The following is a 21105-nucleotide window of genomic DNA, read 5'->3' as shown; positions in this document are numbered from 1 at the left end:
GCCGTCACGTTCTGGGAGCTCGCCCCTGATGCCGTGGACCTGGTGTGGAGCACATCGCCTCCCCACGCGTCAGCGCGAGGCCTCAATCCCCCCAGGGCCGCCGGCGACGTACGCGAGTCGCCGCGTGGCGCTCGATCGGCCAGCACGACGGACACCGACGTCAGATGAGAGCGAATCCACGCTCGCGCCGCGCCGCACACCCGCCCGGATCGGGCAGCCGGATCCGCCCGGACTCCCAGGTCAGCGTCCTGAGCGCAGATGCAACGGCTCCGCTCCCAGGCGTTGAGCCCCGCCGCCCTTGGCACGCAGGCCAGTCCATTGGGCTGTGCCGCCGAACCAGGACACCCGCTGCGAAACGACTATGTCCGTCGAGTTGTCTGTGCCCCGCGTGGCTCAGCCGCCCAGGCATGGCGACGGGCCTCTTCGGCCAGGACGGCCGGCGACGCGTCGCGGCACTGTCCGCCGGCAGCACTACCGCGATCGCCAGGTGCGTACCTCGAGGTGGACGATGTGCGCGGTGGGGTGGATGCGGCCCGTCTCCACGAGCCATTGGTGCACGGCGGCAGTGACGTCTCCCCCGGCGTGGTCGGTGCGGCTGGCGAATTCCCGGGCGTCGAAGCCGCCGGTCTGGGCGGAGCCGTAGGAGCGTTCCTCGGTGTGGTCGGCACGTTGGACGACGTCGCGGCGGATGCCGGGTGAGTCGGTGCGGCTGCCGGAAGGGTGGACGTAGCCGGTCTTGGCGAGGCGGACGGTGAAGGCGAGGCGCAGGTCTTGTCGGGCGGCTTCGGCGATCAGGGGGCGCAGGCGTGCGGCGCCGGAGGCGATGGCTTGGGCGCCGGCGCGGCCGGTGCCGGTGCCGGTGGGGGTGATGAGGAGGGCTTTGGTGCGCACGCGGGCGCGGGTGCCGGAACTAGTGGTGCGGCGGGTGATGTGGGGGGCGGCGATGGCGGCGAGTTCGGTGGTGTCGGTGATGCCTGCGCTCTGGACGGCGGCGAGGACGTGGGTGAGGGCGGGGACGAAGGCGGCGCCTTTGTGGCGTGTGTAGAACTGGGAGACGAGGGAGGGGTCGCGGTCGATGATGCGGGCGATGTCGCGTTTGGTGAACCCGGCGGCCTGGAGCTGGTCGGCGAGGTGAGCGGCTTCGCTGCGTTGCAGGGTTCCGGCTGGTGTGCGGGGTGGCATCACGCCTCCTTGAGGGCGATGCGGCCGGCGTCGCGCAGTGTGAGGAGTTCTTCTTCGGTGGTCGGGGCAGTGATGGGGCCGGCGAGGTGACCTTTGCGAAGGTAGTCGCCGGGCTGACCGCGGTAGGGCCAGGGCTGCGGCGTGGTGAGGTAGACGGCGTCGGTGCGGAAGGCGACGACACTCCCGGGCGGGGCGTGGAGGGCTCCGGCGTGGATGTTGTCCTCGCGGTGGCGCTGGGACAGCAGGGCGGCGCGGGCCCCTGACCAGATCGCGGCAGCCCATTCCGGGTGGGCGTTGGGATCGCGGGAGAAGCCGGTGGGGCGCTGCCAGGTGATCTGTTCGTCGGTGAAGCCGATGATCTCGGCGTCCGCGGGGACATCGCGCTCGTGAGTGCGGGGGGTGGTGCCGGTGACCATGCGGGGGCGCTGCGCGAAGGAGCCGATGCCGTACAGGAGCAGGGAGCGGACGGCGCGGGAGGCGAGGCGGGCAGCGGTGCGCTGGTTGGGGTCGCCGTGGAGGTCGGCCTGGGCGGCGAGGGTGGACCAGGCTTCCTTGAGTTTCTTGGACCAGTCGTCGAGGGGTTTGCCGTCGTCGAAGAGCAGGCCGTCGAGGATTTCGATGCGCCACGGCTGGATCGGGTTGCTCAGCGCGGTGTGGATTTCGGGGCCGCCGGCCCAGGTGGTGAAGGTGGCGCCAGGCTGGGCGGGGTAGTGCCAGGCGCGGTCGCCAAGGGCGGGGGCGGGCAGGATACCGACGTGGTTCCAGGTGTCGGGGACGGTGACGCGGACGTGCCAGTGGCTGCAGCCGTAGAGGGCTTTGATCTGTTCCTTCTCGCTCCAGGAGGCGAACGTGGCGGCGGTGATGCGGCGGGGGGCTCCGACGGGCGATTTCCAGGTGTGCTTGGCGTAGGCGAAGGTGCGGTCGTACTCGACGAGAGCGGGAAGCTGCTCGGGCACAGAGGGCGGGGTGATGAGTTCGGTGCGGCCCTGGCCGGCGGTGGCGTGCAGCAGGCCGCGGAGCTCTTCGGACAGGACGGGGTAGCCGTCGGCGTGCTGACCGCGGGTGGGGATGGTGCGGGTCCACAGGTCGCGCCCGGTCTGCGAGGGCGAGCCCATCAGGACGGCATCGTTCCAGTGCGCGCGCAGAGTCTTCCACAGGAGGACGAAGGCGTCGCGGACGGTGGCGGGGTCGGCGTCTTCGGGGTCGAACCACTCCCCCACCGAGCGGATTTCGACGTGGAACGCGCCGTTGTCGCTCTGGTAGCGGGCGACGGGGTTGCGGGGGTGGACGAAGTGGCCGGCCATCTTGTCCTTGCCGCGGCCGGTGTCGGTGCGCCAGCCGGGGATGGGGGCGTTCAGCCAGGCGGCGACGGCGTCCTTGAGGAAGGGGTGCTGGTCGGCCTGGTGGTGCCAGGGGTCTCCTGCGGTGATGAAGATCCGCTCGGTGCCCTCGGGGATGGCGTGGAAGACAGCGTTGAGGATGGTCGCGGCCGTGGTGTCGGGCAGGTTCAGGCGCAGGGTCTGGTCGCGGTGGACCAGGGTGCCGGTGGCGGTGTCGAGGAAGACGGTGGAGCGGGCCTGCTGGGTGAAGTTCGGGTGGGTGGAGGCAAGGTTCGGGGTGTGGGCGAACCACCGGTCTCCCTGGGGGCCTTCAGGGATCGAGGGCAGTTCTCGCGTGGCCCCGGTCATGGGTGTGTTCACGGCCGCGGACGAGGGGGCAGTGGTCGGCTCCGGAACGGAAGAGGCGGAGGGTTTCGTCGGTGCTGCGGGCGCGGCAGGCTCAGTGGTCTGGGTTGGCTGGGCCGGTCGGCCCGTGGCGTCAGCGGACAGTGTCTCCTCGTTGGCTGCGGACTCGGCCAAGTGCTCGGGGGCGAGTGCGGGGGCGATCGCGACGATGTCTGCGAGGCTGAGGCCCGCGGCAGGTGCGATGCGTTCCGCGTTCGCCTTCTCATAAGCGGCGAGCGTGCGGATCTTCTTGTCCCGGGCGGCTTCGAGCCTGGCCAGAGCGGCGCGGGCCTTCTTGATCTCGTCTCGGTCCGCGCGGAGTTCGACGAGGGCGGCGTTGTAGGTCTTGGCGTCCATCACGATCCCTCGAGGTCGGGGTGGTGGGTGGAGACGTAGGCGATCGGGCCGCCGGACTCGGAGGGCAGGCGGGTCGCGAGCAGCAGTTCGGCGGCGTCGCGGTCTTCGTCGGTGGTAGCCGTGATGTGGATGCGGGGGCTGGCGAGGTCGGTGACGTAGCCAGCGAGTTGCATGTCGGGGAAGCGGTGGCGTCCTCGGCCGTTGCTCTCCCAGTGCTGCAGACCGGTGAGGACGGCCACGACGTACCCGGCGACGGTCACGGGAAGCACGCGGCCTGCTGCGACGCTGCGGGCGTCGCAGCGCCACCATCCTGTGAGCCGGTCCAGCACGACCTGTTCGTCCAGGTCGGCCGAGAACCCGGTTCCCGGACTGTCGACGTCGCCGTTCCGAGTGTCCTGCGGTTTGGCCGGCTCGACCCGCAGAACTGCCAGCTCGCGCACGGCAAGACGGTGCAGCGGGGCCCAGTTCCGTGTGGCCAGCGCCTGGACCGCTTCCAGCGGCACGACGACCCGCACACCCTGGGAGGTTGCGCCGGGGATCAGGTTCGCGCGGGTGAGGCGCCGGAACGTGGTGATGGCCATGCCGAGCTCAGCGGCGGCCTGCCCGGTCGTCAGAAGCACGCCCCACCCCTCCGTATGTGCTGAATCAGATATCTGATTCAGCACATACTTTAGCGGGCGACGGGCATCGCTCCAACTCCTCACATCGGCGGCGCCTGCACGGACCTGACGCACACGGATGCCGGGCGTACAAAGGGCTCTGCAGCGGCCCTGGCCGGCGATGTCGTAGATGCGCATCACCGGGCGAAGTCCTCGATGTACTCAACCGCGGGTGGCTCATCACCAGGCGGTGCAGCTGGCGCCGCAGTGCGAAGGCGGCGGCAGTCGACGCACCCGGCGGAAGCCGTCCGGTGCTGTGACCAAAATCTTGCCGGGAAGGGGTTCGGCACCTCATCCCTGTCGACGACGACGGTGCCGACGCTGTCGTCATCGGCTCCGGGACGGACGACCGCTCGCACGATGTTGCCCAGCGTGGTGGTCTTGCCAACACCGTTGCGGCCGATGAGCACATGCACGTTGGTCGGGGGCGCAGAGTGCGGCATGACCAGAAAGTCGAACTTCCTCGGCTCGGCATCGCACCACAGATCATCCGCGGCATCGTCGGAGGGCGGGTAGTAGGCGAAGGCGTACCGGGTGAGGCGAGGGCCTCCCTGAGCAATGCGGCGGAACTGGGTCTCGACGGTCCGTACCTCGACAGTCCGCAAGAGAGAGACATCGGTGACGTCGTGCTGGAGCGCCGATTCCATGATGTCGGGGCTGAGGGCGAGGTCGTTCAAGCCGCGGAGAATCTCCAGGCGAACCTGGTCCCCCAGGAGCCGGATGTTCTCGTAGTACGCATCGTCCTGGCCCAGAGAAAACCAGTCCCGGTCAACGCCCAGGTCGTCGAGCGTCTCGAACTCGACTGCTTCGAGAGGGCGCTCCAGAGCCTCGAGAGCGGCATGCGCGATCTTGACTTTGCCCAAGCACTCCGCGGTCCCGCCGGCGGCCTCCCTGAACCACAGGTCGTACAGGGTCGTAAAGCCGAAGTCGTTCCACGAGTCCGGAACCAGGACGCACTCACGAGGCCCGCCGTCCGTCGGGAACCGCCGGCTGGACAGAACAACGAACCTCATGCGTCCCTCCCCTGCAAACCACCACGCCACCTCGCCGCAGCAGCCGTCGCTCCCCTCGCGAACAATGGAAATCCTCTCACCCCGCTCGGACACCAGTACCGGTCGGGTCGGCGGAGCACAGGGCCCGGGAGCTCGAACAGTACGTTGATGCCGACCTGCCCCGAGTACTGCGGTAGAAGTTTTCCTTCCACGGTGCCAGGCAGATGGCTGGCGTCTGATCTGTAGGTGGTGCGATGTGTACCTGGGTCCACGTGAGGGGCGGGATTGATGCGTACCGGATCCGGAATCCGGGGTAGCGACCGGGACTGGTCTTTCAAGTTCGCAGACCCGGAAGGGGGCTTCAATCCCTACGGATGGAACGAATCCGATCAGGCGTGCTTCGCCGCAGTATGGACCGGGTCCGGCGATGATCTGGTCGATGCTCTGATCGAGACGTACGGGGCAATGTGGCCATGGGTGTGCCCGCGGCGTCTCCTCACACGTCTGCCGGCACTCGCCGCAAGCATGCATGACCTTGCCCGGCGCAAGCTGATCGGGCAGGGCCACACCTCTCGGGACCAGCCCGACGTCGTCTACGAGCACGCTGTCATGTACGGCTCTTTCCACGCTGCTCGTGCCCGCCGGTCCTGGCCAGACGCACCGCCGCAGACCTGTCCCCTGTGCCAGGCCGAGTTCACGGCTGGACAGCTCAATCCGTGGATCATCCGCCAGTTCGGTCCCGCACGCTGGTGCAAGGAGTGCTGTACCAGGGCCCGTGAGGGACGTGATGGTGCTGTGACACAACGCGCCGGGCGACAGGCGTTGACCGACCTCGCGGCGGTCCTGGGCGCCGCACCGCCGCAGGACTTTGCCTGTCGCCCCGTTCCTCTTGACTTTCCGGCCGAGCAGCGGGATGCGATCGTCAGCGCAATGGTCGGCTGCCCGCGCGGCCGCAGCCCTGCGCCGCGCTTTTGGAGTTCGGAGTTGGTTCGAGGTGCTGCGTGCCACGAGCATCGTCCCTGATGCCTGGCGGCCGGCCCGCGGAACCTACTGCACAGCGGCCGACGGCCATCCCTGCCGCTCTCTGGCCGAGCGCACGGTCGACGACTGGCTCAGCCTGCATGGTGTCGAGCATCAGATCGAACCGGTCTGGCCTGCTCATCCAGAGCTCAACGCTCACGGCCGCCTCCGGGCCGACTGGCAGCTTGCCGACGGCACGTATGTCGAGTACGCGGGCCTGACGAACGACGACTACCTCGCGAAAATCCGGACCAAGCAACAGCTCGCCCTGCACACCGGAATCAAGCTAATCGTCATCACTCCCCCGGATCTGGCGAACCTCTCCGAGCTGCTCGGCTCGGCACATGTTCCCGGCTCCGGCGGCGCCACGTCGCTCACGAGGAGCTAGGCGGGAAACGTAGCGGACGATTTGGGTGCGGGAGCATTAGGGGCTGCCCATGCCTTCTCGTTTCGGCGGGCGGCGTTACTGATGTGGGCACGCTGCGGCACACGCAATCGATTGTCTGTGGGAGGTCCTCGATGGTGGGGTCGGGCAGACGGCCAGCGCGGCAGACGCCAGCAGGCCGCCCGCTCTGGAGCAAGCAGCGACCGCTGGTCACCCGGCTGCGCAGCCTTCGGTCACGTATGCCACGTAGCAGAGGGTGGCGGTGTCCTGCAGTAAGGGAGGTTGCCCGCTTCACGCCAATGAGGAACGATCTCCGTCCCAGTGCTCATCGAAGGGGGCTGCAATGCCGTGGGAAGACGGGAAGACCCGGTATGTCGGTGAGGGCACGGTCACATTCGCCGATGGACGCGAGGTACCGGTAGTCGCCGCCCTGGTACTCAATCTCAACCCCGAGGCGGTGCCGGGCTTCGCATACGGCCGGGACACCTCATGGGCCGGAAGTATCCACACGGACACAGACGCCGACCTTTACGACGCCGCGCCAGGCCGATTGGCTCTCCCCGATGGCCGCACGGGAACGTTCATGGCCACAAGCGGATCACCCGACCTTGTAGGTGCCGTCGGCCTCGGACCGGCCCCCTTCGGTCCGGTCCACAGCAGCGAAACGGACTGGGTGGCACCCGCCCTCGCTCTCGCTCTAGATGACGCCTCTCCCCCTCCCGGTTTCGGACCGTCTGCCGCTCAGCTGGCGGCCGAGCAGCAGGAACGCGCGCAGCGACAGGGCATGACAGCCGACGAACTCCAGGCCCGCTACAGCGTCCGATGGATCCCGGAATGACCCGCTAAACGGGACGGTGTAGGCAGCGTCCATGGCCCCTCTCTGCGACTCGAAAGTCTGAAGCCGGACGGCTCCCTTGTACCTCGGGGACCACCCGCGGGGGGCGCAACGCTTGCCGAAGTCGGCCTGCATCACCGACCACTTACACCGGCGGCTCGGTAAAGCTGCGCAGCGTCCGCTCCATGTGAGCAACGCAGCCCGCACCAGCTAGCGGAGCAAGAAAGGGTCTGGTGCAAGTTCGAGTGACAGGTTGAGTCACGCGGCCTGGAGGGCCGGTGTGGTCATGACGGTCTCGTATTCGACGGGGGTCAGTCGGCCGAGTGCGGCTTGTCTGCGACGGCGGTGGTAGGTCCGCTCGATCCAGGTCACGATGGCGATCCGCAGTTCCTCGCGGGTGGCCCACTTCCTGCGGTCGAGGACGTTCTTCTGCAGCAGGCTGAAGAAGGACTCCATGGCCGCGTTGTCGCCGGCCGCCCCGACTCTCCCTATCGATCCGGCCATCCGGTGGCGGTCGAGCGCCCGGACGAACTTCCGGGACCGGAATTGCGAGCCGCGATCGCTGTGCAGGATGCACCCGTCGACGTATTCACGCCGGGCCACGGCGTTCTCGAGAGCGGTCACGGCCAGGCGGGACTTCATCCGCGCGTCGATGGAGTAGCCAACGATCCTGTTGCTGAAGACATCCTTGATCGCGCAGAGGTACAGCTTGCCGTCGCCGGTGGCATGTTCGGTGATGTCGGCGAGCCACAACCGGTTCGGGCCGCTCGCGGTGAAGTTGCGGCTCACGAGATCGTCGTGCACCGGCGGGCCGGCCTTCTTACCCAGGCCGCGTTTCTTGCCGAACACGCTCCACCAGCGGTTTTCGCGGCAGATCCGCCACGCGGTCCGGTCGGCCATCCGGGCTCCGGCATTGCGTGCTTCGTCCGCCAGGAACCGGTAGCCGAACTCCGGGTCCTCGCCGTGAGCGTCGAAGAGCGCGTTCGCGCGATACGCCTCAGCGAGGACGGCGTCGGCCACCGGCTTGTCGAGCCAGCGGTAGTACGGCTGTCTGGCGAGCTTGAGCACCCGGCACGTCACCGAGACGGGCGTTCCGTCCGCGGCCAGCTCTTTCACGAGCGGGTAGATCCTTTTCCCGGCAGATGCGCCTGCGACAGATAGGCCGCAGCCCGGCGCAGGACCTCGTTCTCCTGCTCCAGCAGCTTGATCCGTCGACGTGCCTCCCGCAGCTCCGCGTTCTCCTGGCTGGTGGTCCCGGCCTTGGCCCCGTCATCGATGTCCGCCCGGCGCATCCACTTCCACAACGTCATCGGGTGGACCCCGAAGTCGGTGGCGACCTGCTCGACCGTCACACCCGGGCCGCGGTCTCGCGCGACCCGCACGACGTCCTGGCGGAACTCTTCCGGATAGGGCTTGGGCACAGCGACATCCTTCCCACCTGCCCTACAGGGCAAGCCACTTCAGATGTCACCCGATCGTGCGGCAGACCCAAACGCAGGCCAACAGCTCTACTCTCGAGTCCATCCAAGGCAAGTTAAGGCCAACTACGGCAGGCCGCTACCAGCGGTTCCGCTCAGCAAAGTGAGCAATGCCCAGCCCAGAGCTCGCTGCCCTGCTCACCTTCAACCAAGCCGCAACACCTGGGAGACCCACGACATCGCCACCGCCTGCGAGCTGCCGATCGTAGGCCCAGCGCCGTGCCTGAACATGGTGCTCACCACCCCGGGCGGGCACGTCCTGCACCAGTTCCTCTACAGCGAGCAGCTCCTGCCACGCAGTCCCGAGGGCTGGTCGTCCCTCGCCCCCGACTGGAAGTCGGCGCCCCGCGCCGCGGCCCGGCGGCGAACTGATGCCTCCGATCCAGGCCGCGGTGACCTTCTCCTTCACCCCCATCAAGCTGGACCACCCCGACCCGTTCGGCGTCACCGTCGTACTGATGGAAGAGGACGGCCACCGCATCAGCCGGACCGAAGCGTTCGCCCGCTGAGCCTACGTAGACGAGAGGACCGAAGCCGTGGCCCGCAGCCTTGACGACGATGCACCCCGCCGAATCAGCGCCGCCAATGACCAGCTGAGCGCCGAACAACGACAGGCCGAAGCCGATGGACACTCCTCGCTGCGCGAGCTACGGCACAACGTGAGGCAGACGGAACGGGACCTGACGCGACGCAGGAGAAGGATCCACACGATGGGCGTCGCCCTGGCCGTGGCCAGCGGTGCGGTCCTGACGGGCCTGCTGTGGACCGTGCTGACCTGGGGCACCCCCTCCCGGTTCCTCCGGGTGGACATCACCTGCGCAGTGGTGGCGCTAGTCTCCGGCGCGGCCGCCTGGATCGCCGCGCCTCCCCGCGGCCAGCTGAGCCTGGCCCAGCTCGAGGACATGCTCGCGACGAACCGTGAGGCCCTACGATTCCTCAGCGCGCTCATCCACCCGACGCTGAAGGAGCGGCGCAGCCTCTACCGCGAGGACGTGGCCGGGGTGATCGAGCAGCACCGGACGGACAGCCGCAAGTACCGGTTCATCCACAACATGCTGCAGAACCTCATCATGATCGGGGCCGCGTCCACGACCACCGTCGCCGCTCTCGACACCCGCAACCAGTTCACCTGGCAGAACATCACGCTCGTCGCCATCGGCTTCACCGTCACGCTGGCCGCCGCCTTCACCGGCTACTACAAGTACCGCGAGCGCAGCTACTTCCTGCTCCAGACCGCCGACGCTATCGAGGAGGAGGCCAACGCCTTCACCCTCGGAGTCGGCCCCTACAGCGACTTCGACGCCGATCAGGAGCAGCAGGCACTGAAGCTGTTCACCCAGCGGGTCGAAGAACACCGCAACGAGCAGCGGCGCCGCCAGCAGCAGCTGGACCAGCCCGCCGACCAGGCCGCGCCTACTGGTCAGCCGCCAGCGGCCTGAGGGAAGGCGACCACCGGTCGTTGGAGACTGGGCACCGTGGGGGTAACTCGTACGGGCGATCCGCTCCCCCGGCCGCCGTGTTCTTCCCTTCACGGTCCAGGCCAGGCAGTACATGTGGGCTGTGCACCATGACCCCAACACCGTCCTGATGGAGACCTTCGCCGAGACCTTCGGTGAGATCCCCGCCGACTGGCCTGACGGCGTCCTGCTGTCCGTTCCCTACTTCGGCATCGTCCTGGCGTGCCTGGGGGACGAGAACATGGACGAGGACGAGGCGGTTGACTTCCTGCGCCGCGCGGAAGCAGCCCTGCTGGACAACACCCCCGCGCTCTTCCCATCGACGGCGTACAGCGACCGGCTCGCCGCGAACCTGCCGTCCTGGTGGTCCGCGCACTGCGACCGCTCTCCCCGCCGGCTGTCGGCATGGATCGCCCTGACGGGAGGTCACCGGCTACTGGACGGCGACGACCGAGACCTCTTCCGCTTGTGCATCGCGGCAGCACTCAGCGCGTGCGAAATCATCGAGGAGCGGATGGTCCGCGCCAACATCCAGGCATTCAACGAGCGGATGGCCCAGGTGAGCGCGACCCGCGGGTAGGACTGCGGCGACTCCCCGCGTGGTCGATCACGCCACCTCACCGGCCCTCTGCCGGGAGGTGGGCACCGAGGGCGCGATGGCTCCGGCTCGTTCGGCACGGGCCCGGCGCAGCGCGGCGGCCTCCGTCGCCGCGGCCTGACGGCGCCGCTGTGCGCGGGCCTGCTCGATCGGGGCCGGCGCATCCTCCAGCACCACGACGTCGGGCTCGGGGAACGCCCTCCGGGACAGCTCCCGCATCGCGGCGGCCTGCCGCTCCACCGCCTTCGCGATGGCCGGGTCCACCCGGCGCGGCCCGGCGGCCTCCTGGTGCGCGGCGAGCGCGCGGCGGTAGCCGGCCGACGGAGCAGGACGCGGCGCGGGCGCGGCCGGTGCGGGCGGAGGCGAGGCCGGGTCGGCGGCCGCCGTGGCGGGGCCGGGCTTCCCGGGCGCGGGTGGCAGGACGTGCACGGTGCGCACGTTCGCCCCGGGCGCCTTCTCGTTGGCGGCCGCGATCAGCTTCGGCGCACTCCAGCGGACCTTCGTGCCGTACGCCGGGGCGTCGGGGGCGACGTCCAGGCGGCCGGTGTCCGCGTCGAACTTCACCGCCTGGACGTGCCCGGCGAGTTCGGGCGCGGCCGCGGCGAGGATGGTCTCCCATTGGGTCAGGACGCTGCCGCCGGCGGCTGGGGCGACCAGGCCGCGTTCGGTCATCATCATCGTGATCGCGGCGCCCAGCCCGAGCGGCTCGCGGCCGTCCCGCCGTACGGAGGTGCCGGTGCGGCGCTCCCGGTCTCCGCGTTCGCCGCCTTCGAGGCGTCGCACCAGCTGCACGGGCTGCGCGACGGGCATCCGTGCGGGCGTCTGCACGGCCACTCCTACGTGCTCAGCGTGCCCGTCTCCGCTGTGCCCCGGCTCGGGGATGTCCCCGTGCTGCTGCGGAACCACCTGCGCGGCGCCGTACACGGAAGGGTGCTCAACGAGGTGATCCCCAGGCTGAACCCGACCTCGGAGAACCTCGCCCGGCACTTCTCGCAGTGGCTGGCCGACCGGGACATGGGGGATGCCGGCTGGGGTGGAGCGTGCGTGCGGGTCTCGGAGACGGAGACCAGCTGGGCGGAGTACGTGGGAGGCGCGTCGTGAGCACGCTGCAACACGCCGGCTTACGCCTGCGGGTCTCGGAGAAGTTCGGCAGCACAGTCCAGGGCGAGGGCTCCAGCACCGGGATGCCCGCGTGCTTCATCCGCCTCGCCTTGTGCAACCTCATCTGCTCGCCGTGCGACACCCCCTACACCTGGGACCACAAACGGTTCGACCTGCGCGCCGAGACCCACTACGGGGGCATCGAGGAGCTGCTCGTGTGGGCCTTGGCCCAGCCGGAGGACCTGGTGGTCATCACGGGCGGGGAGCCGCTGATCCAGATGGCCGGGCTGACCGAGCTGGTGAAGGGGCTGCGGGCCGCCGGCCGGATGGTGGAGATCGAGACGAACGGCACCATCGCCCCCTCCGAGCCGCTGGTGGCGGCCGGACCGTCCTTCAACGTCTCCCCGAAGCTGTCCCGGTTCGGGGCGGCGATGCCGGAGACACGACGGCTTCGCCCGGACGTTCTGCGGGCCTTCGTCGCCACCGGCCGGGCCCGCTTCAAGTTCGTCGTCTCCGAGCCGGCCGAGCTGGCGGAGATCGCCGCACTGGAGGCGGCCTACGGGCTGACCGACATCTCGGTGATGCCGGAGGGCACGGACCCGGAGGCGATCCTCGCGGGGATGCGCACTCTGGAGGGCCCGGTGCGCGAGCAGGGCTACCGGCTCGGCACCCGCCTGCACGTGCTGCTGTGGGGTGACGAGCGTGGCCGCTGAACCCGCCGGCGCGGGCGGGTTGGTGGTCGTGGCGTGCTGCAAGGAGAAGCGGGTGACCACCGACCCGGTTCCCGCGCTCGACCTGTACGAGGGATGGGTCGTCCCGCTCATCCGCGACAGGGTTTCCGAGCGCAGTGGGCTGCGGTCCCGGGTCCTGGTGCTGTCCGCCTTGTACGGGCTGGTCACGGCCATTGCGCCGGTCGCCACGTACGAGCAGCCCATGACCGAGGAGCGGGCACGCGTTCTGGCCGGCACGGCGCCCGCGGTCCTGCGCAGGCATCTGGCCCGCTTCCCCTCCTCCGAGGCGCTCCTGCTGATGGAGCGCCCGTACGCCGAGGTGCTGGGCCCGGTCCCGGTGACCAGAACACACCTGATCACCGACCCCATGGAACGGCACACCGACATCCACGCCGTCCTCGACTCCTGGAGCTGGCCGTGGACAACCGCATCTTCGAGAACCGCCGCGTCTGGCAGCTGACCCCGGACGAGTTCCTCGCCGCGGCGTGCCTGATCGCAGAGCAGGAAGCCGAGCACCGGTCGGCAGCCGTCCTGGGCATCGCCCGCGGAGGTGTCCGCCTGGCCGAGACCGTGGCCGGCGAGCTCGGCGTCCCGGCCGTCGTCGTCCGGGCGCGCCACAACGAACTCGAGGGCATCCAGCAGGCTGCCACCGGCCGGGTCCTCCTCGACCACGAGCACAACCAGGACGCCCTGGCCGCGCTGCCGGCCTCGGCCCCGCTGCTGGTCGTTGACGACATCTGCGGCTCAGGGGCGACCCTGCGCGCGGTCGCGGACATGCTCACCACCGCGGTGAGTCCGTCCCAGATCCGCACGGCCGTGCTCTGCCGCAACGAGGGCTGCGACTACCCGCTCGACAGCTGGGGCTGGGACGTCGCCGACTGGGTCCACTTCCCGTGGGAGTCCGAGCCGGAGCACGGCCGCATCGAAGCCCTGCCCCCGCTCACCGCACTTTGCAGCCGTTCCATGCCGCCGGGGACCCGTACCTGAGCGGCACCGCCAACGCCCGTCCCCCTTCCACGGATCAAGAGGAGGCAGGCCCATGTTCGGCCTGAACCCCGGCGACCGCGTCCTGGCCGTCGCCCCGCACCCCGACGACGAAACCCTCGGCGCCGGCGGCACCATCGCCCGTCTCACCGCCGCGGGAATCACTGTGCACGTCCTGGCCGTGGCGTGCCTGACCCAGCCCCGGTGGGGAGCTCCCACCGACAGCCGCCTGCGGCACGAGGAGTTCAACGCGGCCTGCGACGTCCTCGGTGTCGTCGGCCGCCGCATCGCCTTCAGCGACACCACCCCGGCCCGGGACCTCGGCGGCCACGTCGCGGAACTGGTCCGCCTCATCGAGGCTGGCCCGGACCTGTCCCTGGCCGCGCTGGAGCCGGCCGCGCTCCTCATCCCGGCGGCCGGAGCGGTCCACCAGGACCACCAAGTCGTCCACCAGGCCGCCTACGCCGCCGCTCGGCCGAGCGGGTCCGTGCGGCCCTGGCCCCGGATGGTTCTCGGGTTCCGCGGTCCCGAGGACCACGCCTGGGGCCGGGAACTGCCCCGGCCCACCGTGTGGGTCGACGTCACAGCGACGGCAGCGGTGAAGGACAAGGCGCTGGAGTGCTACGCCCGTGAGCTGCGCGAGGGCGACCACCCGCGGTCCCTGGAGCGGATCCGGGCCATCGACTCCGCGACCGGCGCGGCGTGCGGCGCGGAGCGGGCGGAGGCGCTCGTGGCCTACCGGATGGCGTGCTGATGGGCGGCGTACTGGTCGCCCATCAGCCAGCCTACCTGCCGTGGCCCGGGTACTTCTCGCGGCTGGCCGACGCGGACGAGCTGGTCCTCCTGGACCACGTGCAGTTCAGCGAACGAGGCTGGCAGAACCGCAACTACATCCGTGGTACCGCGGGCCTGGTCAGGCTCACCGTGCCGGTGCGCCGCCGCTTCGGCCAGAGCATCGCCGACACCCGGATCGCCGACGCCTCTTGGGCCGGGAGGCACTGGCGCAGCCTCGTCCAAACGTACGGGCGCGCCCCGTACTGGCCCGAGCATCAGGAGGCGCTCGAAGCCGTCTACCAGAAGCCGTGGACCCATCTTGCGCACGTGACCGAGGCGCTGTTGCGGCTATTGCTCGATGCGTTCGACCTGCCGGTGGCGATGGTCCGGACCAGCGATCGGCCCCCGGCCGGGCAGCAGACCGACATGCTCATCAACCTCTGCCGCCAGCGGGGGGCGACGCGCCTTCGGGTGGGAACCGGCGCGCTGGGCTACCTCAACCTCCGCCTGCTGGCCGAGCGCGCCATCACGGTAGAGGTCGCCTCGTACTCCCATCCCCCCTACGGCAGCGCGCCGGGCTGGCGGCCGGGCCTGAGCTCCTTGGACCTGCTGCTGCACGAGGGCCCGAACGCCCTTGCCGTTCTCCGTGCCGGTGCACGGACCGAGACGAAGGTCAGCGCCTGATGACGAGCCTGGACAACCCGATCCCACGCCCGCGCGTGAACGGCGAGCGGGTCGCCGACCTGGCCCGGCAACTCCTGGAAGCGGTGGGGGAAGACCCGCAGCGAGAGGGTCTGCGGGGCACCCCGGAGCGGTTCGCCCGCTGGTGGACGGAGTTCCTCGACCATGACCCCGGCCGCACGGACACCGTCTTCGAGGAGGACCTGCCCGCCGGCACCGACCGCGTTGTCATCGTGCGGGGCATCGTCGCCTGGAGCCTGTGTGAGCATCATCTGCTGCCCATGAGGCTGGAGTTGACAATCGGCTACCGGCCCTGCGGCAGCGTGCTCGGGCTGTCGAAGTTCGCCCGGATCGTCGCCGCCCACGCGCACCGTCTCCAGCTCCAGGAGCGGATCGTCGACGGCGTCGCCGCGGACGTGGCCAAGGCGACCGGATCGGCCGACGTCGGGGTGGTCGCCGACGGCGTACATCTGTGCATGAGCATGCGAGGGGTCCGCCAGGACCAGGCCCGCACCCTGAGCCACAGCCTCAGCGGCGCCTTCGCCGACGGGGGCGCCCTCGGCAGCCAGCTACTCGCGGCGGCCGGGGCTGGGCCGCGGTGAGCGGGCGAGCGCCCGGACAGGGCCGTCTTTCGCCGGAGGCAAGCCCGCGTGTGCTGGTGAGCGGGCCGGTTCTTCCTCCGGGGAACGTACCTGCTGCCCGGGACGCCTCCACGGTAGCGGCAGAAGTGGATCCGGTGGAGTGGATCCGCATATCCGGCGGCCACCTTCCGGCCGGGGAGTGGCACCCGGCCCAGGAGGTGGCCACGCTGTGGTGGGCGGCGACGCCCGTTTCGGCGGCCGGGGTGCCGGTCACCGGCCTGGCCCTGCCCCACGCCGCCCAGCTCGCCCACCTGCTCGGAGCCAGGGTTCCGACGTCCGCCGAATGGGAGTGGATGGCCTCCGGCGGAATCCGTCGCTTCCCCTGGGGCGACGACGCACCGAGCCGAGGCCACGCCAACCTACGCGGACTCGGGCCCGGCCGCCCCACACCCGTCCGGGCCCATCCGGCTGGCTGCACCCCGGAAGGCCTGTGGGACGTCGGCGGCAACGTCTGGGAGTGGACGACCGCCCCTTGGCGCCGTGACCGCGTCGCCCTGCTCCGCGGCGGCTCTTACCAGTCCCTCGCCCAGTACGCCGAGTGCGCCCACGCCAACGACGTCCCGCCCGGCATCACCTCCCCGGGCATCGGGCTGCGGCCCGTCCGAGATACCGCCCCCACCCCTCCGGCCCATGGAGTCTCCCTGTGAACGTCGCCTTCGTCCTGCTCACGCACAACCCCGACGAGCCCGCCGGCATCGAGCGCAGCATCGCCGCCCTCGCCGCTGGCCTGCGCGAACTCGGCCACCGTGCCCTGATCATCGCCGCCGGACCGGGAACCCCCGCCGACGACGAGAACCTGCTCCGCCTGAGCAGCCTCACCCTGCCCCGGCCCGCGCTGGAGGAGGACCTCACCGCCCTCCTGGCCGACCCCGCTCCCGTGGAACAGGAGGTCCGCGGGCTTCTGGCCGGCCACGCGGTGGACCTGGTGTGCTGGGTGGACGCGGTGTGGGGGCTGGGCTACCTCAGTCCGGCCCCGGCCGGGACGGCCACCACGCTGATGGTGCACGTCCCGCGCACCGACGCCCCTCTCTACCGCAGCCTGGAGCACCGCCCGGACCGGGTCCTGACGGTCAGCGCCTTCATGGTCGCCGAACTGGCCCGCGAGGGCGTGGACTCCACCGGTTGGGCGGTCGTCCCCAACGCCCTCATGCACACGCTCACCCCGCCGGCGCCGGGCGAGCGGGAGGCGCTGCGCGAGCGCGGGCCGGTGCGGATCGTGGCCCGGGCCGAGCCGCACAAGGGCATCGCCGAACTGCTGAAGGCGTACCCGGCCGGGCTGGGCAGGCCCGTGCAGATCGTATTGGCCGAGGCCGGGTTCGAGTACTGGCCGGGCATGCAGAACGACGTGCTCACCGAGTGCCGGGCGCTGGCCGCCGGCCTGCCCGACGTGGAGATCCTCCCGGCCCTGCCCTGGCAGAAGGTTCCCGGCTTCCTCGGGGAGGCGGCTGTCACGGTCGTCTCCTCGACCAGCCCGGAGACGTTCGGGAACGTCGCCGCGGAGGCCCTCTCGGTGAGGACGCCGGTGGTCGGCTACGGGCTCGGCCATCTTCCGGCCCTCACCGGGCCCGCCGGGCGGATGACCGCGCTGGAGAGCGGGCCGGGCGTCCTGTGGAAGGCGGTCACGGGTCTGCTCGACGACCCGGCGTCCTACCACGCGGCGTCCGCCGCCGGGCCGCTCCAGGTCGCCGCTCACACGCCAGCGGCCGTCGCCCAGACGTTCCTGGATGCCGTCGGCGCGGCCAGGTGAGCGGGCGGACGGCGGCGCACTCGCTGATGCGGCAGGCTGTCAGCGAGCGGGCGATGAAGCGGGCCGCCCGCCAGTGCATGGGCCGTACCGGCTCTCCCGGCGCCGACGGCATGACATGGAGGGCCTTTAGACAGGGCATGGCCGCCCGGATCGAGGCGCTGTCCACCGCCCTGGCGGAGGGCTCGTGGTGGCCGGGGCCACTACGCATCAAGGAGTTCGACGCCTGGGGCAAGCGGCACACCGTCACCATCCCCACGGTCGCCGACCGGATCGTCCACCGGGCACTGCGCAACGCGGTCGAGCCCGTCCTGGAGCGGGACGCCTACCCACCCTGGATGTTCGGCTGGCACCGGCGAGCCGGCCGTCCCCTTGCGGTCGCAGCCGCCGCCCGCCACCTGCACGCCGGCCTTACCTGGGTCGCCGACATCGACGTCGCCGCCGCCAGCCACGGCGTCACCCTTAAGGACGCGATCACCTCCGTCACCCGCTTCGTCCACGACGGGAGCGTCCTCAGCCTGCTGCGCCGCATCCTGACCGCGCTGCCTGACCCGCTCGCCCCGGGCAGCGGCCTGAGCCCGATGCTGACCAACCTCCGGATGACCCCCGTCGACCAGCAGCTGACCGGATGGACGGCCGTGCGGATGACGGACAACTACACCCTGTTCGCCGCCACCAAACCCGAAGCGGAAGCCGCCTACTGGCACTTGACCGACCTGCTCACCGCCCACGGGATGAAGCCGGCACCGGCGAAGTCGAAGATCTGGCGCCCGAACCCGGAAGACCTCTACGCCGTCGGCTGACTGAGTAAGGAGACACCCCGTTGTCCACGACCAACGCGCTGCTGTACTGCGCTGTGAACGGCATCGCCAACAACACCAACGGCATCGGCCGCCAGACCAAGACCTTCCTGGCCACCCTCGCCCGCCACCACCACCGGCTCAGCGCTCACGCCGGCGCCTTCACCCCGTATCTGGCCGTCCCCGAGCCCGGCCCGGCCACCTGGGGCTACAACGAGGACGATCTCCGCTACGCCCGCCGCGTCGTCGAGGAGCTCGGCGGCCAGATCCTCACCCTGCCCTACGACACCCGCGGCGCCTTCTGGCATTCCGACACCTGGCGGCAGCTGTCCGACGGCGCCGCCCGCACCGCCGGGCACCTGGCCGACCGGCACGACAAGGTGCTGGCCATCGGCGTCGACACCCCGTTCGCCGGACTCGCCCACCACGCCGGCACCCACCCGGGCGTGGAGGTCCTGTTGGCCTTGTTCTCCACCGCCCGCATCACCGAACGCCCCGCCCCCGACCCCGGCCGCGTCACCTGGGAGGAGGAGGCCATCACCGCCGCCAGCCTCCACCCGCGCGCCTGGGTCGCCGACATCGGCGACTTCCTCACCCGCCACCTGAAGGACCACTACCGCCTCGACCCGGCCAGCCTCCGGTCCTGGCCGTCCGGGCTCCACCTCACCTCCCCCGACCTCACTCCGCCGACCAGGACCGAAGCCGAGCGCATCGTGCGCGCCTTCGGCATCCCCGCCGGGCGGCCGGTTGTCGCCGCGGTCGGCCGCACCGACCGCACCAAGGGCCTGGACCTCCTCATCGAAGCCCTCGCCCCACTGCGCGACGACGTCCACCTGGCGATGGTCGCCGTCCCGACCGACGACGACCGCGCCGCCCTGCTGGACTCCTACCGCCACCGCAGCGCCGAGCTCGGGCTCAGCGCCACCATCATCGGCCGCTACGACCGGGACATCCCCCGCGCGCTCGCCGCCTGGCCCGACACCCGCGTCATGGCCGTCCCCAGCCGCGGCGAGACCCTGGCCAACATCGTCTTCGAGACCGCCCTGTGGGCCCAGCGCTCCGGAGCCGTCGTCCTGGCCCCGAACATCGACGGCTTCCCCGAACAGATCACCGACGGCCACAACGGCCTGCTCTACCACCCCACCCCCGGCGCCCTGACCGCCGGCGTGCGCCGGGCGCTCACCCTGACCAGCGACGAACGCGCCCAGCTGCGCGCCAACGCCCACCGCAGCGTCGTCGGCGAACGCAACGCCGACGAACACCTCGCGGCGCTGCTGGCCGCGTTCTGGCAGCCCCGCACCACGGGCGTGGCTAGACTCCTTGGTCATCCGGCAACGGATGCCCGTACGCCGCGGTCACAGGCACCCACCAGCACGCACCACCCCCTGGAGGCCACGCCATGACCGCGCCCCTGCTGCTCGTCGACGGCCACTACCTCCTCCACCGCGCCTGGTACGGATTCGCCGCCCGCATCATGAGCCGGGACAAGACCATCGACCGCACCGGCGTCTTCGGCTTTGCCGCGCTGCTGTGCAAAGCCCAGGTCCAGCACGCCGACGGGTTCGAGATCTTCGTGGTCTTCGACTCCGAGGACGGCTCCCGGGCCCGCGTCGGACAGGACAGCGACTACAAGGCCCAGCGACCCGCCCCCGAACCCGGCCTGATCGAGTCCCTCGCCCTGGTCAAGAACGCCCTCGACCACACGGGCGTCCGGTGGATCGAGCAGGACGGCTGCGAGGCGGACGACGTCATCGCCACCCTGGCCACCGCCGCTCGCGCCGACGGCCGAGCGGTAGACATCATGACCACCGACAAGGACTACATCCAGCTCCTGGCCGACCCCGGCGTGCGCCTGCTGAACACCGGCTTCGCCCTGGAACGCCGCTACACCGCCGGCGAGCACATCCTGCCCCGCTACGGCGTCCTCGCCGAGCAGTGGCCCGACTTCCGCGCCCTGATGGGCGACCCGGCCGACAACATCGCCGGCATCCGCGGCATCGGCGCCAAGACTGCCGCCCGGCTCCTGACCGACGCACGCCGCCTCGAGAACATCCCCGCCGACGAACTGCGCCCCACCTGGACCGAGCAGTGGCCGCAGGCCCTGCGCTGGCGCGAAATGATCAAACTCGACACGAAGGCCGACCTCCCCGACGACCTCCTCACCACCGCACCGGCCGCGCCGCTACCCAACGCCGCGCACATCCTGGAAGCGCTCGGCCTGTGGTGACGCCGGCCAAGACCGCGATATGGGGCTTCGACGGAACACTCGACCACCGCCGGTACGGAACGTGGGCCGAGTGCCTCCTGGAGGTCCTGGACGTCCACGAGCCCGGCCACCGCTGGACATTCCCCGAGATGTTGCAGGCCCTCCCCCCTGGCACGCCGCACAGGAACCCCACCCGCACCTGAACGACCCCGACGCCTGGTGGGATCACATCACCAGCGTCGTCGCCGAGGCACTCACCCACCTCGGGATCTCCCGCCCGCAGGCCGTGGCCACCGCGACCCGCGCCGCCCACACCGACCCCGCCGCGTGGAGCCTCTACCCGCAGGCGCTGCGCGTCCTGGACCGGCTCACAGAGCACGGTTGGACGCACGTTCTCCTCTCCAACCACGTCCCTGAACTCCCCGAACTCCTGTCCACTCTCGACATCGACACCCGGTTCCAGGCGGTGATCAACTCCGCCGCCAGCGGATACGAGAAACCCCACCCCCACGCGTTCCGTCTCGCACGGGCGGCCGCAGGCCCCGCACGTCGGCTCGTCATGATCGGCGACAACCCACAGGCCGACGCCGCCGGACCCCGCCGCGCGGGCATCGACGCCATCTGGGTGCGGCGCGACCAGCACACCGACACACCCGACCTCGACGCGGCCGCCCGCATTCTCCTGACCTCCGAGCCCGTTCCGGACGAGCGGCATCCAGCTCTGCACGAGATCCCCCCCGTTGCAACCAACCGCCC

At 70.6% G+C, this 21105-nt stretch carries 23 protein-coding genes and 1 pseudogene; 18 read left to right on the top strand and 6 right to left on the bottom strand.

Features of this window, described 5'->3' with window-relative positions; translation table 11 throughout:
- Positions 1-471: 471 nt before the first annotated feature.
- The 4 genes from NPS70_RS27375 to NPS70_RS27360 all read right to left on the bottom strand — a co-directional run bounded on the left by NPS70_RS27375 (position 472) and on the right by NPS70_RS27360 (position 4935).
- On the bottom strand, positions 472-1182 hold the full coding sequence (locus NPS70_RS27375) for a helix-turn-helix domain containing protein (protein WP_256527137.1): 711 nt from the start codon (positions 1180-1182) through the stop codon (positions 472-474).
- On the bottom strand, positions 1182-3263 hold the full coding sequence (locus NPS70_RS27370; RefSeq protein WP_256527136.1) for a hypothetical protein: 2082 nt from the start codon (positions 3261-3263) through the stop codon (positions 1182-1184). The genes NPS70_RS27375 and NPS70_RS27370 overlap by 1 nt, the downstream gene beginning before the upstream one ends.
- The gene (locus NPS70_RS27365) at positions 3263-3883 is read right to left on the bottom strand and encodes a helix-turn-helix domain-containing protein (protein ID WP_256527135.1); all 621 of its coding nucleotides are present in this window, start codon (positions 3881-3883) and stop codon (positions 3263-3265) included. The genes NPS70_RS27370 and NPS70_RS27365 overlap by 1 nt, the downstream gene beginning before the upstream one ends.
- A 176-nt stretch (positions 3884-4059) precedes the next feature.
- Entirely contained in the window at positions 4060-4935 is an 876-nt protein-coding gene (locus NPS70_RS27360) for a hypothetical protein (protein ID WP_256527134.1), read from the bottom strand.
- A gap of 973 nt (positions 4936-5908) precedes the next feature.
- Here NPS70_RS27360 and NPS70_RS27355 point away from each other — a divergent pair.
- A complete protein-coding gene (locus NPS70_RS27355; RefSeq protein ID WP_256527133.1) occupies positions 5909-6322 on the top strand; it encodes a hypothetical protein in 414 nt (137 codons plus the stop codon).
- Between the two features lie 580 nt (positions 6323-6902).
- A complete protein-coding gene (locus tag NPS70_RS27350) occupies positions 6903-7157 on the top strand; it encodes a hypothetical protein (protein ID WP_256527131.1) in 255 nt (84 codons plus the stop codon).
- Between the two features lie 255 nt (positions 7158-7412).
- Here NPS70_RS27350 and NPS70_RS27345 read toward each other — a convergent pair.
- Positions 7413-8575, bottom strand: a protein-coding gene (locus tag NPS70_RS27345) for an IS3 family transposase (RefSeq protein WP_256527130.1) whose coding sequence is annotated in 2 segments (ribosomal slippage) — positions 7413-8288 and positions 8291-8575 — 1161 coding nt in all. Because the reading frame shifts where the segments join, the coding sequence is not laid out codon by codon here.
- 428 nt (positions 8576-9003) lie between these two features.
- On the opposite strand from NPS70_RS27345, the gene NPS70_RS27340 reads away from it, so the two are divergent.
- The 3 genes from NPS70_RS27340 to NPS70_RS27330 all read left to right on the top strand — a co-directional run bounded on the left by NPS70_RS27340 (position 9004) and on the right by NPS70_RS27330 (position 10669).
- Entirely contained in the window at positions 9004-9141 is a 138-nt protein-coding gene (locus NPS70_RS27340) for a hypothetical protein (RefSeq protein WP_256527129.1), read from the top strand.
- A gap of 201 nt (positions 9142-9342) precedes the next feature.
- On the top strand, positions 9343-10071 hold the full coding sequence (locus NPS70_RS27335) for a DUF4231 domain-containing protein (RefSeq protein WP_256527128.1): 729 nt from the start codon (positions 9343-9345) through the stop codon (positions 10069-10071).
- 121 nt (positions 10072-10192) lie between these two features.
- Entirely contained in the window at positions 10193-10669 is a 477-nt protein-coding gene (locus tag NPS70_RS27330) for a hypothetical protein (protein WP_256527127.1), read from the top strand.
- A gap of 27 nt (positions 10670-10696) precedes the next feature.
- Here the strand turns inward: NPS70_RS27330 and NPS70_RS27325 are convergent, their stop codons facing one another.
- Positions 10697-11359: a DciA family protein gene (locus NPS70_RS27325; protein ID WP_374212064.1), complete on the bottom strand. Its 663-nt coding sequence runs from the start codon at positions 11357-11359 to the stop codon at positions 10697-10699.
- Here NPS70_RS27325 and NPS70_RS28965 point away from each other — a divergent pair.
- The 13 genes and pseudogenes from NPS70_RS28965 to NPS70_RS28960 all read left to right on the top strand — a co-directional run.
- The gene (locus NPS70_RS28965) at positions 11261-11788 is read left to right on the top strand and encodes a 6-pyruvoyl tetrahydropterin synthase family protein (protein WP_374212063.1); all 528 of its coding nucleotides are present in this window, start codon (positions 11261-11263) and stop codon (positions 11786-11788) included. The two genes, NPS70_RS27325 and NPS70_RS28965, sit on opposite strands and share 99 nt — an antisense overlap.
- Positions 11785-12501, top strand: a complete 717-nt coding sequence (locus tag NPS70_RS27315; RefSeq protein WP_256527125.1) for a 7-carboxy-7-deazaguanine synthase QueE — start codon at positions 11785-11787, stop codon at positions 12499-12501. Before NPS70_RS28965 ends, NPS70_RS27315 begins: the two co-directional genes overlap by 4 nt.
- Positions 12491-12979, top strand: a complete 489-nt coding sequence (locus NPS70_RS28815; RefSeq protein ID WP_256527124.1) for a DUF6884 domain-containing protein — start codon at positions 12491-12493, stop codon at positions 12977-12979. The genes NPS70_RS27315 and NPS70_RS28815 overlap by 11 nt, the downstream gene beginning before the upstream one ends.
- Complete coding sequence (locus tag NPS70_RS28810; RefSeq protein WP_256527123.1) at positions 12937-13506, top strand: phosphoribosyltransferase family protein; 570 nt, start codon at positions 12937-12939, stop codon at positions 13504-13506. The genes NPS70_RS28815 and NPS70_RS28810 overlap by 43 nt, the downstream gene beginning before the upstream one ends.
- 52 nt (positions 13507-13558) lie before the next feature.
- Complete coding sequence (locus tag NPS70_RS27300) at positions 13559-14257, top strand: PIG-L deacetylase family protein (protein ID WP_256527122.1); 699 nt, start codon at positions 13559-13561, stop codon at positions 14255-14257.
- On the top strand, positions 14257-14961 hold the full coding sequence (locus tag NPS70_RS27295; RefSeq protein ID WP_256527121.1) for a WbqC family protein: 705 nt from the start codon (positions 14257-14259) through the stop codon (positions 14959-14961). Before NPS70_RS27300 ends, NPS70_RS27295 begins: the two co-directional genes overlap by 1 nt.
- A complete protein-coding gene (gene folE, locus NPS70_RS27290; RefSeq protein WP_256527120.1) occupies positions 14961-15560 on the top strand; it encodes a GTP cyclohydrolase I in 600 nt (199 codons plus the stop codon). Before NPS70_RS27295 ends, folE begins: the two co-directional genes overlap by 1 nt.
- 134 nt (positions 15561-15694) lie before the next feature.
- The gene (locus NPS70_RS27285; RefSeq protein ID WP_256527119.1) at positions 15695-16246 is read left to right on the top strand and encodes an SUMF1/EgtB/PvdO family nonheme iron enzyme; all 552 of its coding nucleotides are present in this window, start codon (positions 15695-15697) and stop codon (positions 16244-16246) included.
- Positions 16243-17346: a glycosyltransferase family 4 protein gene (locus NPS70_RS27280; protein ID WP_256527118.1), complete on the top strand. Its 1104-nt coding sequence runs from the start codon at positions 16243-16245 to the stop codon at positions 17344-17346. Before NPS70_RS27285 ends, NPS70_RS27280 begins: the two co-directional genes overlap by 4 nt.
- Positions 17343-18146, top strand: coding sequence for a reverse transcriptase domain-containing protein (locus tag NPS70_RS27275; protein WP_256527117.1), 804 nt, complete (start codon positions 17343-17345; stop codon positions 18144-18146). Before NPS70_RS27280 ends, NPS70_RS27275 begins: the two co-directional genes overlap by 4 nt.
- Before the next feature lie 20 nt (positions 18147-18166).
- Complete coding sequence (locus tag NPS70_RS27270; protein ID WP_256527116.1) at positions 18167-19546, top strand: glycosyltransferase family 4 protein; 1380 nt, start codon at positions 18167-18169, stop codon at positions 19544-19546.
- Positions 19543-20370 carry a 5'-3' exonuclease H3TH domain-containing protein gene (locus NPS70_RS27265; RefSeq protein ID WP_256527115.1) on the top strand — a complete coding sequence of 276 codons (828 nt, stop codon included), beginning with the start codon at positions 19543-19545 and terminating at the stop codon, positions 20368-20370. Before NPS70_RS27270 ends, NPS70_RS27265 begins: the two co-directional genes overlap by 4 nt.
- 19 nt (positions 20371-20389) lie before the next feature.
- Positions 20390-20992: pseudogene (locus NPS70_RS28960) on the top strand (HAD family hydrolase); the annotation flags it as partial.
- Positions 20993-21105: the final 113 nt, after the last annotated feature.

Origin of the sequence: Streptomyces sp. C10-9-1 (genome assembly GCF_024497955.1) — a bacterium.
GTDB classification, from domain to species: Bacteria; Actinomycetota; Actinomycetes; order Streptomycetales; family Streptomycetaceae; genus Streptomyces; species Streptomyces sanyensis.
This window is presented reverse-complemented; position numbering and strand designations above follow the sequence as displayed.

Excerpts from the sequence above, each read along its gene's own strand:
- NPS70_RS27360 (WP_256527134.1), bottom strand. The coding sequence starts at position 4,935 with ATGAGGTTCGTTGTTCTGTCCAGCCGGCGGTTCCCGACGGACGGCGGG.
- NPS70_RS27350 (WP_256527131.1), top strand. The coding sequence starts at position 6,903 with ATGGCCACAAGCGGATCACCCGACCTTGTAGGTGCCGTCGGCCTCGGA.
- NPS70_RS27265 (WP_256527115.1), top strand. The coding sequence starts at position 19,543 with ATGACCGCGCCCCTGCTGCTCGTCGACGGCCACTACCTCCTCCACCGC.
- NPS70_RS27335 (WP_256527128.1), top strand. The coding sequence starts at position 9,343 with ATGGGCGTCGCCCTGGCCGTGGCCAGCGGTGCGGTCCTGACGGGCCTG.
- NPS70_RS27295 (WP_256527121.1), top strand. The coding sequence starts at position 14,257 with ATGGGCGGCGTACTGGTCGCCCATCAGCCAGCCTACCTGCCGTGGCCC.
- NPS70_RS27300 (WP_256527122.1), top strand. The coding sequence starts at position 13,559 with ATGTTCGGCCTGAACCCCGGCGACCGCGTCCTGGCCGTCGCCCCGCAC.
- NPS70_RS27375 (WP_256527137.1), bottom strand. The coding sequence starts at position 1,182 with ATGCCACCCCGCACACCAGCCGGAACCCTGCAACGCAGCGAAGCCGCT.
- NPS70_RS27325 (WP_374212064.1), bottom strand. The coding sequence starts at position 11,359 with ATGACCGAACGCGGCCTGGTCGCCCCAGCCGCCGGCGGCAGCGTCCTG.
- NPS70_RS27340 (WP_256527129.1), top strand. The coding sequence starts at position 9,004 with ATGCCTCCGATCCAGGCCGCGGTGACCTTCTCCTTCACCCCCATCAAG.
- folE (WP_256527120.1), top strand. The coding sequence starts at position 14,961 with ATGACGAGCCTGGACAACCCGATCCCACGCCCGCGCGTGAACGGCGAG.
- NPS70_RS27370 (WP_256527136.1), bottom strand. The coding sequence starts at position 3,263 with ATGGACGCCAAGACCTACAACGCCGCCCTCGTCGAACTCCGCGCGGAC.